Annotated in this window: 16 protein-coding genes; 10 read left to right on the top strand and 6 right to left on the bottom strand. The window is 61.9% G+C overall.

Features of this window, described 5'->3' with window-relative positions; translation table 11 throughout:
• The first annotated feature begins 9 nt into the window (after positions 1 to 9).
• Both ACK59H_RS03535 and ACK59H_RS03530 read left to right on the top strand, forming a co-directional pair.
• The gene (locus tag ACK59H_RS03535; RefSeq protein WP_009684531.1) at positions 10 to 390 is read left to right on the top strand and encodes a RidA family protein; all 381 of its coding nucleotides are present in this window, start codon (positions 10 to 12) and stop codon (positions 388 to 390) included.
• Between the two features lie 55 nt (positions 391 to 445).
• Complete coding sequence (locus ACK59H_RS03530) at positions 446 to 1171, top strand: hypothetical protein (RefSeq protein ID WP_409264251.1); 726 nt, start codon at positions 446 to 448, stop codon at positions 1169 to 1171.
• 37 nt (positions 1172 to 1208) lie between these two features.
• On the opposite strand, the gene ACK59H_RS03525 is transcribed toward ACK59H_RS03530, so the two are convergent.
• Positions 1209 to 2066: an SDR family oxidoreductase gene (locus ACK59H_RS03525; RefSeq protein ID WP_409264250.1), complete on the bottom strand. Its 858-nt coding sequence runs from the start codon at positions 2064 to 2066 to the stop codon at positions 1209 to 1211.
• 191 nt (positions 2067 to 2257) lie between these two features.
• Here ACK59H_RS03525 and exbB point away from each other — a divergent pair, with 191 nt between their 5' ends.
• From exbB to ACK59H_RS03495, 6 genes are all read left to right on the top strand, one after another.
• Positions 2258 to 3223, top strand: coding sequence for a tonB-system energizer ExbB (gene exbB, locus ACK59H_RS03520; protein WP_409264249.1), 966 nt, complete (start codon positions 2258 to 2260; stop codon positions 3221 to 3223).
• Positions 3224 to 3226: 3 nt separating this feature from the next.
• Complete coding sequence (gene exbD / locus ACK59H_RS03515; protein WP_060477240.1) at positions 3227 to 3655, top strand: TonB system transport protein ExbD; 429 nt, start codon at positions 3227 to 3229, stop codon at positions 3653 to 3655.
• Positions 3652 to 4386, top strand: a complete 735-nt coding sequence (locus ACK59H_RS03510) for an energy transducer TonB (RefSeq protein ID WP_060477241.1) — start codon at positions 3652 to 3654, stop codon at positions 4384 to 4386. The genes exbD and ACK59H_RS03510 overlap by 4 nt, the downstream gene beginning before the upstream one ends.
• Before the next feature lie 95 nt (positions 4387 to 4481).
• Positions 4482 to 5408 (top strand): hydrogen peroxide-inducible genes activator, encoded by a 927-nt coding sequence (locus tag ACK59H_RS03505; RefSeq protein WP_060477242.1) that lies wholly within the window; start codon positions 4482 to 4484, stop codon positions 5406 to 5408.
• Between the two features lie 3 nt (positions 5409 to 5411).
• Complete coding sequence (gene recG / locus ACK59H_RS03500) at positions 5412 to 7490, top strand: ATP-dependent DNA helicase RecG (protein WP_060477243.1); 2079 nt, start codon at positions 5412 to 5414, stop codon at positions 7488 to 7490.
• Positions 7491 to 7568: 78 nt separating this feature from the next.
• Positions 7569 to 8972, top strand: coding sequence for an aminoacyl-tRNA deacylase and HDOD domain-containing protein (locus ACK59H_RS03495; protein ID WP_060477244.1), 1404 nt, complete (start codon positions 7569 to 7571; stop codon positions 8970 to 8972).
• 113 nt (positions 8973 to 9085) lie between these two features.
• Here the strand turns inward: ACK59H_RS03495 and ACK59H_RS03490 are convergent, their stop codons facing one another.
• The 4 genes from ACK59H_RS03490 to ACK59H_RS03475 form a co-directional block, all read right to left on the bottom strand.
• Complete coding sequence (locus ACK59H_RS03490; RefSeq protein WP_060477245.1) at positions 9086 to 9457, bottom strand: hypothetical protein; 372 nt, start codon at positions 9455 to 9457, stop codon at positions 9086 to 9088.
• 144 nt (positions 9458 to 9601) lie between these two features.
• The gene (locus ACK59H_RS03485) at positions 9602 to 9907 is read right to left on the bottom strand and encodes an HU family DNA-binding protein (RefSeq protein ID WP_060477246.1); all 306 of its coding nucleotides are present in this window, start codon (positions 9905 to 9907) and stop codon (positions 9602 to 9604) included.
• Between the two features lie 187 nt (positions 9908 to 10094).
• Complete coding sequence (locus tag ACK59H_RS03480) at positions 10095 to 11243, bottom strand: FAD-dependent oxidoreductase (RefSeq protein WP_060477247.1); 1149 nt, start codon at positions 11241 to 11243, stop codon at positions 10095 to 10097.
• Positions 11244 to 11259: 16 nt separating this feature from the next.
• Positions 11260 to 11427 (bottom strand): rubredoxin, encoded by a 168-nt coding sequence (locus tag ACK59H_RS03475; protein ID WP_060477248.1) that lies wholly within the window; start codon positions 11425 to 11427, stop codon positions 11260 to 11262.
• A gap of 111 nt (positions 11428 to 11538) precedes the next feature.
• On the opposite strand from ACK59H_RS03475, the gene ACK59H_RS03470 reads away from it, so the two are divergent.
• Both ACK59H_RS03470 and ubiA read left to right on the top strand, forming a co-directional pair.
• Complete coding sequence (locus tag ACK59H_RS03470; protein WP_060477249.1) at positions 11539 to 12096, top strand: chorismate lyase; 558 nt, start codon at positions 11539 to 11541, stop codon at positions 12094 to 12096.
• Positions 12096 to 12986: a 4-hydroxybenzoate octaprenyltransferase gene (gene ubiA, locus ACK59H_RS03465; protein WP_060477250.1), complete on the top strand. Its 891-nt coding sequence runs from the start codon at positions 12096 to 12098 to the stop codon at positions 12984 to 12986. The genes ACK59H_RS03470 and ubiA overlap by 1 nt, the downstream gene beginning before the upstream one ends.
• A 176-nt stretch (positions 12987 to 13162) precedes the next feature.
• On the opposite strand, the gene ACK59H_RS03460 is transcribed toward ubiA, so the two are convergent.
• Complete coding sequence (locus ACK59H_RS03460) at positions 13163 to 13531, bottom strand: hypothetical protein (RefSeq protein ID WP_060477251.1); 369 nt, start codon at positions 13529 to 13531, stop codon at positions 13163 to 13165.
• Between the last annotated feature and the right edge of the window lie 12 nt (positions 13532 to 13543).

Raw genomic sequence — 13543 nt, 5'->3', positions numbered from 1 at the left:
GGAGTCATCATGAGCAAGACCGTCATCAATAGCGACAAGGCCCCTGCCGCTATCGGCACCTACTCCCAGGCGATCAAGGCCGGCAACACTGTCTACATGTCGGGGCAGATTCCCCTCGACCCAAAGACCATGGAACTGGTAGAGGGCTTCGAAGCCCAGACCGTGCAGGTGTTCGAAAACCTCAAGGCCGTGGCTGAAGCAGCAGGCGGTTCGTTCAAGGACATCGTCAAGCTGAACATCTTCCTCACCGACCTGAGCCACTTCGCCAAGGTCAATGAAGTCATGGGCCGCTACTTCGAACAGCCGTACCCCGCTCGCGCCGCCATCGGCGTAGCCGCGCTGCCAAAAGGCGCCCAGGTCGAAATGGATGCCATCCTGGTCATCGAATGACGTCCCTGGTGACGGGCGCCATGCCCGTCACCCTCTTTTGCAAGGTTATCCCGTCATGCGACAAGCACTGCCCCTCGCGTTGGCAGCCCTGCTTCTGGGCGGCTGCGCCAGCCACAAACCTGAAGACTTCAACGGTACCTGGATCAACCAGGAGGCCATCAAGGCCGCCAACAAAGGCGGCAGCCTGCGCCAAGCACTGAACGAAAACGGCCCGATCTTCGAATGGAAGCTCGACGTTGCGCATCAGCAGGCCAGCTACAGCAACGGCTTCGAGGCGGCTGACGGCCAGCTCAGCGCCAACCAGAAAAATTGGCAAGCGAGCTTCGAGGGCGGCCAGACCGAACAGCTAGAGCTCGATGGCGACGAGCTCAAAGCCATCAGCCAGAGCGGTGCCGAACAAACCTTCGTGCGCGTCGAACAGCCCGGTAACACGCCACTGGGCGCTAGCTTTGAGAAGGCGCTTTACCAGGCCTATCTCGGTGGTGACTGGAAGGTCCTCGAAGGCCAGGGCAAAGGCGGTATCGTTCGCTTCAGCGATACCGGCACTGTTACCGGGCTACCAGGCCCGGATCGTTTCGCCCTGTGCCTGGCCGGCGACTGCGCCAGTATGGGTGGCAGCAACGATAGCCTGTGGCTGGAGCGCAACCAGCGCGGCGCGCCGTTCATTTTCAAGCGTGACGGCAACAAACTGACCATCTACCAGGCAGTCAATACCGCCCAGGCAGATGAGATTCCGCAATTGTCGCCAGGGGCGCAGCAGTGGGTGCTGAAACGGGACTAACGCCCGACCTTGAGCCGGGCCGGCGCTGGCTCATCGATCAGCGCTGGCCTGCCAGGATTGCTGCATAGCCTTCCTTGTAGCTTGGATACTCAGGCACCCAACCCAACGCCCGTGCTCGGGCGTTGCTGCAGCGCTTGCTGCCGGTACGCCGCACGCGCTGTTCGTCGGACCACTGGGTGACCCCAAGGTACGCCCGCAACCAGCCCACCACTTCGGCCAGCGGCGCCGGGTCGTCGTCGACACCGATGTAGCAATCGTCCAGCGCCACGCCGTCGGCATCGGCCTGCAAGAGAAAAGCCATCAGGCTTGCCGCATCTTCTGCATGAATCCGATTACCGTACAGTGGCGGCTGCTCGACTACCCGATAGCCTTGGCGTACCTGGCTCAGCAGCCACTCGCGGCCCGGCCCGTAGATACCCGTAAGGCGCACCACACTGGCAGGTATGCCACTTGCCAGCGCCAACCTCTCGGCCTGCAGCATAACCTTGCCGGAATAGCCTTCAGGCTCGGTGGCGGCCGATTCGTCGACCCATTGGCCGTCCTTCTGAGCGAATACACTGCTGCTGGAGACGAATAGCAGACGGCGGGGGCGCTGGCCGCGCAGGGCAAGCCACGCCAGCACATGGCGCAGGCCGTCGACGTAGGCCGCCTGATAGCCCACCTCGTCATGCTGGCTGGCAGCTACACAATAGACCAGATAGTCCGGCGAATGCTGCGGCCAGGCCTGCGGGATGCTCGGGTCCGACAGGTCGGCGGCAATCGGTGCAACGCCCGCTGGAAGCTGCCCGACAGAGCGGCGCAGACCGCTGACCTGCCAGCCTTTGGCCAGCAGCTGGCGGGCCAACCGGCCTCCTACATCACCACATCCCACGATAAGCGCGCTAAGCCCTGACATCGAAAAACTCCCTGAATCAAAGGGTCAGGCTAGCCGGATTACACGATAGACGGCTAGGCCTCGGGTTGATAAAGCAACAATATTACTTTTGTTAACAAGAATTACTTGCAATAATGGCACCCCTATCTGTTCTCGGCCTACCTCGAGGCCTTGGAGAACATACACTTTCTTCTTCATCAGGTCCGGCTAGCATGACACGTACTCAACCCTCCGCTTCGCCAAACCCGTCGCGCGCCTGGCGCGCCATTGCCGCGCTGCTGTTCAGCCTGGTGCTGGCCCCGGTAGCCATGGCCGATGAGCCTGCCGCCAATGCCGCAACGCCTGCAGCCGCTGCCGCTCCAGCAGCACCGGCAGCACCGGCAGCGCCCGCCGCCGAAGGCCAGGCCACCTCAGCGGCCAATGCACCTGCCGCCGACCCGGCCGTTGAGCAGCTGGTTGAAGATACCTCGCTGGGCATGGCTCACGACCTTTCGCCATGGGGCATGTACAAGAACGCCGATATCGTCGTGAAGATCGTGATGATCGGCTTGGCCATCGCTTCGATCATCACCTGGACCATCTGGATCGCCAAGGGCTTCGAGCTAATGGGCGCCAAGCGCCGCTTGCGTGGCGAAATCGCTGCGTTGAAGAAGTCGGTCAGCCTCAAAGAAGCCAGCGATGTCTCCAATAAAGAAGGCACCCTTGCCCATACCCTGGTCCATGACGCTCTCGAAGAGATGCGTTTGTCGGCCAACACCCGCGAGAAGGAAGGCATCAAAGAGCGCGTCAGCTTCCGTCTGGAGCGCCTGGTAGCGGCCAGCGGCCGGGCCATGAGCAGCGGCACCGGCGTGCTTGCCACCATCGGGTCTACCGCGCCATTCGTGGGCCTGTTCGGTACCGTATGGGGCATCATGAACAGCTTCATCGGCATCGCCAAAACCCAGACCACCAACCTGGCCGTGGTGGCCCCAGGTATCGCCGAAGCCCTGCTGGCTACCGCCCTGGGCCTGGTCGCAGCGATTCCGGCAGTGGTCATCTACAACGTCTTCGCCCGTTCCATCGCCGGCTACAAGGCGCAGGTGTCCGACGCCTCTGCCCAGGTGCTGCTGCTGGTCAGCCGCGACCTGGACCACCAAGGCAGCGAGCGCGCCGCCCCGCACATGGTGAAAGTGGGGTAAGCCATGGGCCTGCATCTGAACGAAGGTGGCGACGACCTCGCCGAAAACCACGAAATCAACGTAACGCCGTTCATCGACGTGATGCTGGTGCTGCTGATCATCTTCATGGTTGCAGCGCCCTTGGCCACGGTGGACATCAAGGTCGACCTACCGGCATCGACCGCCAAGCCGGCGCCACGGCCCGAGAAACCGGTGTTCGTCAGCGTCAAGGCCGACCAGAAGCTGTATATCGGCGACGATCAGGTGCTCGCTCCGGCTCAGCTTGGCCCGATGCTCGACGCCAAGACCAAGGGCGACAAGGAAACCACCATCTTCTTCCAGGCCGACAAGGGCGTGGATTACGGTGACCTGATGGAAGTGATGAACAACCTGCGCGCGGCCGGCTACCTCAAGGTCGGTCTGGTAGGTCTCGAGACGGCAGCCAAGAAATGACGAAACCGCGCTCAAACGTGGCGCGCTACGCTGTCAGCCTGGCGATCGTGCTGGGCGTGCACGTGGTCGCCGTGCTGCTGACGCTCAACTGGTCGGTGCCCCAGGCCATCGAACTGCCACCGGCAGCGATGATGGTCGAGCTGGCGCCGCTGCCTGAGCCTGCGCCACCGCCCCCTCCGAAAGCCGCCCCGCAGCCACCGGCACCGGTCGAAGAACCGCCACTGCCGAAGGTGGCCGAGGCGCCCAAACCGAAGATCGCCGTCGCCAAGCCGGTCAAGCCAAAGCCCAAGCCTCAGCCGCCCAAACCTGAGAAGAAGCCTGAGCCGCCAAAGGATGAGCCACCGGCCAAAGAGCAGGTAGCCGACACGCCGCCAAGCAACACGCCACCGCAAAAATCGGCAGCACCGGCACCCAGCATCGCCGCCAACAGCAAAGCGCTGCCGACCTGGCAGAGCGACCTGCTACGCCATCTGGCCAAGTACAAGCGCTACCCCGAAGACGCTCGCCGCCGCGGCCTGCAAGGTATCAACCGCTTGCGTTTCGTGGTCGACGCCGAGGGCAAGGTGGTGTCGTACACCCTGGCAGGCGGTTCTGGTAGCGCATCACTGGACCGGGCGACGTTGGAAATGATCCGCCGAGCTGGCACGGTGCCCAAGCCACCGGCCGAGTTGCTGACCAACGGCACCATTGAGGTAGTCGCACCATTCGTCTACTCACTGGACCGCCGCTGATATTTTTTGTTTCTGTCACAAACGGGCAACTCTGATAACGTGCGTCTATCGATTGCAGCCGCTATGCTGGGCTCGCAACTTCATGGACGCACGTTATGACCCTCACAGAATTACGCTACATCGTCACGCTCGCCCAGGAGCAGCACTTCGGCCATGCCGCCGAGCGCTGCCACGTCAGCCAACCCACCCTGTCGGTTGGCGTGAAAAAGCTCGAGGACGAGCTAGGTGTACTGATTTTCGAGCGCAGCAAAAGCGCCGTGCGCCTTACCCCGGTCGGCGAAAGCATCGTGGCTCAGGCACAAAAGGTGCTGGAGCAGGCGCAGGGCATTCGTGAACTGGCTCAAGCCGGCAAGAATCAGCTCACCGCGCCGCTCAAGGTCGGTGCCATCTATACCGTCGGCCCATACCTGTTCCCGCACCTGATCCCGCAGTTGCATCGCGTCGCACCGCAGATGCCGTTGTACATCGAAGAAAACTTCACCCATGTACTGCGCGAGAAGCTGCGCAACGGCGAGCTGGACGCAGTTATCATCGCCTTGCCGTTCAACGAAGCCGATGTGCTGACCCTGCCGCTGTACGATGAACCGTTCTGTGCGCTGATGCCCGCCGACCATCCCTGGACGGCCAAGAAGACCATCGACACCGCCCTGCTCAACGACAAGAGCCTGCTGCTGCTCGGCGAGGGCCACTGCTTCCGCGACCAGGTGCTGGAAGCCTGCCCGACGCTGAACAAAGGAGGTGAAGGGTCCAAGCACACCACGGTCGAATCCAGCTCGCTGGAAACCATCCGCCACATGGTTGCCTCAGGGCTGGGTGTTTCGATCCTGCCGCTGTCGGCCGTGCACAGCCATCACTATGCACCTGGGGTCATCGAGGTGCGTCCGTTGACTGCGCCAGCACCCTTCCGAACCGTAGCCATCGCCTGGCGCGCCAGCTTCCCCCGGCCCAAGGCCATCGAGATCCTCGCCGACTCGATACGCCTGTGCTCGGTGGCCAAATCACCTGCGCAACAAACGGCCTGATTCATGACGGAGTTGTCGAAGGTCCCGGTCACGGCGCTCAAGGGCGTAGGCGATGCCATGGCGGAAAAGCTCGCCAAGGTGGGCCTGGAAAACCTTCAGGATGTGCTGTTCCACCTACCCCTGCGTTACCAGGACCGCACCCGCGTGGTGCCCATCGGCCAACTGCGGCCTGGCCAGGACGCAGTGATCGAGGGCGTGGTCAGCGGCGCTGACGTGACCATGGGCAAGCGCCGCAGCCTGGTGGTGCGCTTGGGTGACGGTACCGGTGTGCTGAGCCTGCGCTTCTATCACTTCAGTAATGCGCAGAAAGAAGGCCTCAAGCGCGGTACCCATCTGCGCTGCTATGGGGAAGCTCGCCCTGGCGCCTCGGGCCTTGAGATTTACCACCCCGAATACCGAGCGCTCAACGGCGACGAGCCACCGCCACCGGTCGAGCAGACCCTGACACCGATCTACCCTTCCACCGAAGGCCTTACCCAGCAACGCCTGCGGGTGCTTTGCCAGCAGAGCCTGGCCATGCTCGGCCCGCGCAGCCTGCCCGATTGGCTGCCCGATGAGTTGGCCCGCGACTACCACCTGGCGCCACTGGACGATGCCATCCGCTACCTGCACAACCCACCGGCAGACGCCGATCTTGACGAGCTCGCCGAAGGCCAGCACTGGGCCCAACACCGCCTGGCTTTCGAAGAACTGCTGACCCATCAGTTATCGCAGCAACGCCTTCGCGAAAGCCTGCGCTGCCTGCGTGCACCAGTGCTGCCCCCGGCCAAACGCCTGCAGGCGCAATACCTGGCCAACCTGGGCTTTCAGCCGACCGGAGCGCAGCACCGAGTGGCCAAAGAAATTGCCTACGACCTGAGCCAGCACGAGCCCATGTTGCGCCTGGTGCAAGGCGATGTCGGCGCCGGCAAGACCGTAGTTGCTGCCCTTGCCGCACTGCAGGCCCTGGAAGCCGGCTATCAGGTGGCGCTGATGGCACCTACAGAAATCCTTGCCGAGCAGCACTACATCACTTTCAAGCGCTGGCTGGAGCCGCTAGGCATCGAAGTGGCCTGGCTGGCCGGCAAGCTCAAGGGCAAGGCCCGCGCCAGCGCCTTGGAGCAGATTGCCGGAGGTGCGCCAATGGTAGTTGGCACCCACGCACTGTTTCAGGAAGAAGTACGCTTCAAGCACCTGGCGCTGGCGATCATCGACGAGCAGCACCGCTTCGGTGTGCAGCAACGCTTGGCCCTGCGCAAGAAAGGCGTGGCTGGCGAACTGTGCCCGCACCAGCTGATCATGACCGCAACGCCGATCCCCCGCACCTTGGCCATGAGCGCCTACGCCGACCTCGACACCTCGGTCCTCGACGAGCTGCCGCCAGGGCGCACGCCCGTCAACACCGTGCTGGTCGCCGATAGCCGCCGCTTCGAGGTGGTCGAGCGGGTCCGCGCTGCCTGCGCCGAGGGCCGCCAGGCCTACTGGGTGTGTACCTTGATCGAAGAGTCCGAGGAGCTCACCTGCCAGGCAGCCGAGAGCACCTTCGAAGAGCTGGGCAGTGCACTGGGCGAATTGCGCGTGGGCCTGATTCACGGCCGCATGAAACCTGCCGAAAAGGCCGAGGTCATGGCGCAGTTCAAACAGGGTGAACTGCAATTGCTGGTGGCCACCACGGTGATCGAGGTCGGCGTCGACGTACCCAATGCCAGCCTGATGATCATCGAGAACCCCGAGCGCCTGGGCCTGGCTCAGTTGCACCAGCTGCGCGGCCGGGTTGGCCGGGGCAGCGCGGTCAGCCACTGTGTGTTGCTTTACCACCCACCGCTGTCACAGATCGGGCGGGAACGCCTGGGCATCATGCGCGAAACCAACGACGGCTTCATCATCGCCGAGAAAGACCTGGAGTTGCGGGGCCCCGGCGAGATGCTGGGCACGCGCCAGACTGGGCTGTTGCAGTTCAAGGTAGCCGATCTGATGCGCGATGCCGACCTGCTCCCTGCGGTACGCGACGCGGCTCAAGCCCTGCTGGCTCGCTGGCCGGACCATGTCAGCCCGTTGCTCGATCGATGGCTGCGCCATGGCCAGCAATATGGCCAAGTGTGACGACAGTCCCAGAATGGATCCAGTCTTGCCACCAGACTGGTTATACTTCGCGTTTAAAAGAAATTGTGGATACAGACCATGACTGAAGTTGCCTTGGACACCGCAACCCCACACGCACCGTCTGTTATCCGGCTGTTGCTCGAAAAACTTCGCGTGGGCTTCGAAGAGGTGCCTGAGCACTCTGAGCTGCCGGCCGAGTCTCGGGTGCAGGCGATTCTTCTTGATGACGAGATCGGTGCATTGCTGGTGCTGTTCCCCCATAGCAAGCTGCTGGACCTCAACCGTCTTGAAGAGTTGACAGGCCGTAAACTCAAGGCCGTACCCGTGCCGCGCCTGAAGCAGATGCTGGACAAACACCAGCTCAAGGCTCTGCCGGCCATCCCAGCGCTGACCAGCTCGCCGTGCTTGTACGAAGGCAAATTGCTCGACGCCCAATACCTGCTGATTCAATCCGGTGAAGCCGGTTTGCTGCTGAAAATTCATCGTGACGACTACAAGCGAATGCTCGCCAAGGCTAGCGCCGGCAGCTTCGGTCAACCTGTGCGCGACATTCGCCCCAACCTCGACCGCCCGGATGACGACCCAAAGGAAATCACCCAGGCTGTCCAGGCATTCACTGCCCGGCGCATTCAGAAGCGCCTGGAAGAAACCATCGAAATCCCGCCATTGGCCGATACCGCGCAAAAGATCATCAAACTGCGGGTCGACCCTAACGCCAGCATCGACGACATCACCGGTGTAGTTGAAACCGACCCAGCCCTGGCCGCCCAGGTGGTCAGCTGGGCCGCTTCGCCCTACTACGCGTCGCCGGGCAAAATCCGCTCTGTGGAGGACGCCATCGTCCGCGTGCTGGGTTTCGACCTGGTGATCAACCTGGCCTTGGGCCTTGCTCTGGGCAAGACCCTGAGCCTGCCCAAGGACAACCCGCAGCAGGCCACGCCATACTGGCAGCAGTCGATCTACACCGCTGCCATCATCGAAGGCCTGACCCGTGCGATGCCCCGCGCCGAACGCCCTGAGGCTGGCCTGACCTACCTCGCCGGGCTGCTGCACAACTTCGGCTATTTATTGCTGGCGCACGTCTTTCCGCCACATTTCTCGCTGATTTGCCGGCATTTGGAGGTCAACCCTCACCTGAACCACACCTTCGTGGAACAGCATCTGCTGGGAATCAGCCGCGAGCAGATCGGCGCCTGGCTGATGAAGCTGTGGGACATGCCTGAAGAACTGTCCACCGCGCTGCGGTTTCAGCATGATCCGGCCTATGACGGCGAGTTCTCGGCCTATCCGAACCTGGTATGCCTGGCGACCCGCCTGTTGCGTGCCCGCGGTATAGGCTCGGGGCCGCAAGAACAGATCCCGGATGAGCTGCTCAGTCGCCTGGGCATTAGCCGGGAAAAGGCCGACGACGTGGTGAACAAAGTGCTTGAAGCTGAGGCTTTGCTACGAGATCTGGCTTCGCAGCTCAACGCTCCGCACTGATGGCATCTCAGGCGCCTTTGGAGTGGGTTTAGCCGCGAGGACTGTGATCGAACACAGGCGCAATCGCGGGTAGCCCACCAAGGTTGCTCCACCGAGTACGAGGTCGTCGTTGATCAGCTTTTCTTAGGTTTCAGGTATTTCATCAGCCCTTGAAACCACATCACCAGCGCCGGATTGCCCTTGATCTGGATGTTCTTGTCTTGAATGCCCTGCATGAACGCGAGCTGTTTGTTACCGGCCTGCATAGTGGCAAAGCCGTAGGCTGCGTCCTTGAAGGCGATGGCGAAGGCTGGCTGGGGGTAGCTGCCACCCTTGCTGCTGATACGCTCGCCGCTGACGATGAAGTGCCGCGCTACTTTGCCGTCCAGCGTCTGCATCTGGAATACCAGGTCCTTGCCCTTGAGTTGCTGCTGAAACGCTGGGTTGTTGCGGCTGGCCCTGGCCATCAACAGCCCCATGGCCCAGAGAAGAAAGCGAAACTTCATCAACGCGCCTCGATTCAAAAATGACTGAAGCGCGCAGTCTATCCTTTTCCTGAACCAATTATGCAATTTCGAAACAATCAGCCCTGAGAACGCATGACGGGCGCCGTTGGGCGCCCGTCTGGTCAACGCACGGTCAGCCGAAAGTCACTTTTTCTTGGCAGGCTTGGCAGGCTTGGCGGGGGCATTAACGCTGTCGCGCAGGTTTTTCCCAGGCTTGAAAGCAACGGTATTACTGGCCTTGATCTTCACCGGTTCACCGGTTTGCGGGTTCTTGCCAGTGCGGGCGCCACGGTGACGTTTTTCAAAAGTACCGAAACCGACAAGGGTGACCGTGTCCTTGTCTAAGGCACCGGTAATGCTGTCGAGAATGGCGTTCAGCACCTGGTTGGCCTTTTCCTTGGTCAGGTCGGCTTTTTCAGCAATGACAGCGGCGAGTTCTGGTTTACGCATAGTGAAGCCTCTTTGACGGAATTTCTTGTTGTTATGCCGTGCTGCCATTGGAGCAGCGTTCAAGGCACCGCAGGCTCTAACCTGCGGCAGACGCAACTGAGAATGGCATGCCGGCCAAGGCCGCGCCAGTATCGGGGCGGCCATTGTGCTGGGATCAACAGGATAAATCCGACAGAACGCCCGTCATTCACGCCATCACGGGAGGCAGCAACCGATTCAGCGCAAGTTTTTCCATGACTGCGCTGCCGGTCAGGGCGTAGCCGAGCAATTCGCCGTCAGGGGCGCGACAGAGCACTTTCAGGTCGCTGCCCTGCCCTTCGACCAGCCAATTCCCATCACGCCCCGCAGGCGGCGGCGACACCACCAAGGGGCAAGCTGGAGTCTTCACGGTTATTGGCATAGGCCCATAGACGACCGCCGTCGGGTTACCGGCAAGGGTTTGGGCCAAAGCGCGGGCGCAGGCCATCAATGGCATGACGTACAGCAAGTTGATGCCGTCCACTTCAGCGCAGTCGCCGAGGGCGAAGATATTGCTGTGCGAGGTGCGCAGCTCGCGGTCCACCACCACGCCACGGTTGGTTTGAAGGCCCGCTGCTGCGGCAAGGTCGATGCGTGGGCGTAGGCCAATGGCCGAAACCACCAAGTCGCAAGGGATCACCTGCCCGTCGGACAAATGCGCCTGCAAGTTGTCGCCAGCCTGCTCCAGACGGTTGAGCACCGGCCCCAGGTGAAAGCGCACGCCCAAGCCCTGCAAACCGGCCTGCACGGCCGAAGCAGCAGCCGGATGCAGCAAGGTCGGCATGATTTGCTCGCAAGGTGCTACCACGTCCACCTCGAAGCCACCCAAGCGCATGTCGTTGGCAAATTCGCAGCCAATCAGGCCCGCACCGAGGATCAGCACGCGCTGCCTGCCCTTGGCGGCGGCACGAAAGCGTGCGTAATCCTCCAGGTCATTGATCGGGAACACGCGATCGCCAGCCTCGCCTGCAATCGGCACCTGCACGGTCTGGGCTCCCCAGGCCAACACCAGATCGCGATAGACGATGGCCTCTTCACCAACCCAAACGCGCTTATGACCCGGATCGATCCCGCTGATACGGGTGTGAGTGCGGACTTCGGCTTTCAGTTGCTCGGCCATGGCCCCAGGCTCGGCCATGCACAGGCCATCGGCGTCCTTTTGCTTGGCGAAGCCTGTGGAAAGCATGGGTTTGGAATAGGAGCGACCATCGTCGGCGGTAATCAGCAGCAACGGCGTGTCGCCATCGAGCTTGCGAAATTCACGGGCCAGGTTGTAGCCGGCCAGTCCGGTACCGATGATTACCACGGGGGACGTCATGGCGCAGTTTCCTTTCTCAGCCGATGGAGATCATTTCGAAATCGCTTTTGCCCACACCGCAGTCAGGGCACAACCAGTCTGCCGGCACGTCCTCCCAGCGGGTGCCCGCCGGGATGCCGTCGTCCGGCCAACCCTCGGCTTCGTCATAGATCAGGCCACAGACGATACATTGCCACTTTTTCATCAGGTTTTTCCTCGGTGTCGCGAAGGTTTTGTTGTAGGCCGGCATTATGCAAGCAGTCAGGGCAATCATGCTAAGCTCGCCGCCTCTCTGGCTGTCATCAAGCATACCGACGTGTCGTACGAATCCCCGCAAGCAGCCGCTGTCGCGTGGCTGGCGTATTCACAGCTGGCCACTGACATCGACCGGCCAACCCTGGACTGGCTGTTCGACGAAGGCTCCTTGACTCGCCGTCTGATCCGGCTTTCCCTGGACCACTTCAGTGTCACCCCCCTGTTCGAAGGCTGGCAACCGCTGCGCGAAGACGAATGCCTGGCCCTGAACATCGCCCCAGGCGCCGAAGGCTGGGTGCGCGAGGTGTTTCTGCGCGGGCATGGCCAGCCGTGGGTGTTCGCCCGCAGCGTGGCCAGCCGCAGCGCCCTGGAAAGCGGTGGCCTGGACCTGGAAACGCTGGGTAGCCGTTCACTGGGCGAGATACTCTTCTGCGATCAGGCGTTCATCCGCCATCCCATCGAGGTGTGCCGCTATCCACATACCTGGCTGCCAGCCGATGTCCGGCAGGAGGGGTTATGGGGTCGCCGCTCACGCTTCGCACGTGACGGCCTGGAGCTGCTGGTGGCCGAGGTGTTTCTGCCTGCCCTGTGGCAAGCGGCCAAGGAGGAAAACCGCTGATGTACCTGCACTTGCTCAAATCACTCAACCGCCTGCATCCAAGGGCCTGGGACTTCGTCCAGCTTAGCCGCATGGACCGGCCGATCGGTATCTACCTGCTGTTGTGGCCGACCCTGACTGCGGTATGGATCGCCGGGCAAGGCTCGCCCACCCTGAGCAACGTGCTGATATTCGGCCTGGGCGTGGTGCTGATGCGCGCTGCCGGTTGCTGCATCAACGATTTCGCCGACCGCAAGGTCGATGGCCACGTCAAGCGCACCGCCGATCGCCCGCTTGCCAGTGGCCGGGTCAAGCCGCGCGAGGCATTGGCTCTGTTCGCGATTCTGGTGGGTGTGAGTTTTCTGCTGGTGCTGTGCACCAATAGCCGCACCGTGTGGCTGTCCTTCGGCGCCGTGGCCCTTGCCTTTAGTTACCCGTTCATGAAGCGCTACACCTACTACCCCCAGGTAGTGCTGGGTGCGGCCTACTCGTGGGGCATCCCCATGGCCTTCACCGCAGCCGGAGGCGAGTTGCCGGCCAGTGCCTGGCTGTTGTACATCGCCAACTTGCTGTGGACCGTGGGCTACGACACTTACTATGCCATGGTCGACCGCGACGACGACCTGAAGATCGGGGTGAAGTCGACCGCAATCCTGTTCGGCGACGCGGATCGCACGATCATCCTGACCTTGCAGCTTTTATCATTGGGCTGCTTGCTGCTGGCCGGCAGCCGCTTCGAGCTCGGTGGTTGGTTCCACCTGGGCTTGCTCGGCGCAGCGGCGTGCTTTGCATGGGAGCACTGGTCGACGCGCAAGCGGGACCGGGAATCGTGCTTCAAGGCATTTCTGCACAATCATTGGGCGGGGTTGCTGGTGTTCATCGGGGTGGTGCTGGATTACGCACTACGCTAGCTACCCAGATTCGCGGCTAAAGCCGCTGCTACAGGGTTGAGGTCATCTGAAAGCTTGCGCATGCTTCCCAGAGCAGCTCTAGCCGCCCACACCGGCGCAGCCGATGCGGTGCACCGCATTGCGTACTTCGCGGCTAAAGCCGTCTCTCAGGGCTGAGACAGGGTTAGGCGGTGCTCTCAGGGCTTGGCAACGTGCCAGACGTCCTTCATGCCATCACCGGTCATGTCTCCGGCTTTCTTGTCCTTTACGAAGGTATAGAGCGGCTTGCCATCGTAGGCCCATTGCATCTTGCCGTCGTCACGCTTGATCTGCGTCCATTTGCCTTCGGCCTTCTCGTCCATCCCGGCCATCAGGGGAGGCCAGTTCATCGCGCAGTCGCCATTGCACATCGACTTGCCGTCGGCATCTTTGGCGAAGGTGTACAAGGTCATGCCTTTGTGGTCGACCAACATGCCGTCTTTCTCCATGGCAGGTTGGGCAGACGCCACCCCCGGCAATGCGATTGCAGCGAAAAGGGCCATCCAGCTCAGCGTATGTCGTGTCATTGGAATCACCGT

The sequence above is a fragment of the Pseudomonas sp. KCJK9000 genome (genome assembly GCF_046230725.1).
Lineage (GTDB): Bacteria > Pseudomonadota > Gammaproteobacteria > Pseudomonadales > Pseudomonadaceae > Aquipseudomonas > Aquipseudomonas promysalinigenes.
The sequence above is the reverse complement of the archived record's forward strand: the minus strand, read 5'-3'. Positions and strand labels throughout refer to the sequence as shown.

Coding starts and splice junctions, on each gene's coding strand:
- ACK59H_RS03495 (WP_060477244.1), top strand. CDS start 7,569: ATGACTGAAGTTGCCTTGGACACCGCAACCCCACACGCACCGTCTGTT.
- ubiA (WP_060477250.1), top strand. CDS start 12,096: ATGTACCTGCACTTGCTCAAATCACTCAACCGCCTGCATCCAAGGGCC.
- exbB (WP_409264249.1), top strand. CDS start 2,258: ATGACACGTACTCAACCCTCCGCTTCGCCAAACCCGTCGCGCGCCTGG.
- ACK59H_RS03480 (WP_060477247.1), bottom strand. CDS start 11,243: ATGACGTCCCCCGTGGTAATCATCGGTACCGGACTGGCCGGCTACAAC.
- ACK59H_RS03485 (WP_060477246.1), bottom strand. CDS start 9,907: ATGCGTAAACCAGAACTCGCCGCTGTCATTGCTGAAAAAGCCGACCTG.
- ACK59H_RS03525 (WP_409264250.1), bottom strand. CDS start 2,066: ATGTCAGGGCTTAGCGCGCTTATCGTGGGATGTGGTGATGTAGGAGGC.
- recG (WP_060477243.1), top strand. CDS start 5,412: ATGACGGAGTTGTCGAAGGTCCCGGTCACGGCGCTCAAGGGCGTAGGC.
- ACK59H_RS03530 (WP_409264251.1), top strand. CDS start 446: ATGCGACAAGCACTGCCCCTCGCGTTGGCAGCCCTGCTTCTGGGCGGC.
- ACK59H_RS03475 (WP_060477248.1), bottom strand. CDS start 11,427: ATGAAAAAGTGGCAATGTATCGTCTGTGGCCTGATCTATGACGAAGCC.
- ACK59H_RS03535 (WP_009684531.1), top strand. CDS start 10: ATGAGCAAGACCGTCATCAATAGCGACAAGGCCCCTGCCGCTATCGGC.
- exbD (WP_060477240.1), top strand. CDS start 3,227: ATGGGCCTGCATCTGAACGAAGGTGGCGACGACCTCGCCGAAAACCAC.
- ACK59H_RS03510 (WP_060477241.1), top strand. CDS start 3,652: ATGACGAAACCGCGCTCAAACGTGGCGCGCTACGCTGTCAGCCTGGCG.
- ACK59H_RS03505 (WP_060477242.1), top strand. CDS start 4,482: ATGACCCTCACAGAATTACGCTACATCGTCACGCTCGCCCAGGAGCAG.
- ACK59H_RS03490 (WP_060477245.1), bottom strand. CDS start 9,457: ATGAAGTTTCGCTTTCTTCTCTGGGCCATGGGGCTGTTGATGGCCAGG.
- ACK59H_RS03460 (WP_060477251.1), bottom strand. CDS start 13,531: ATGACACGACATACGCTGAGCTGGATGGCCCTTTTCGCTGCAATCGCA.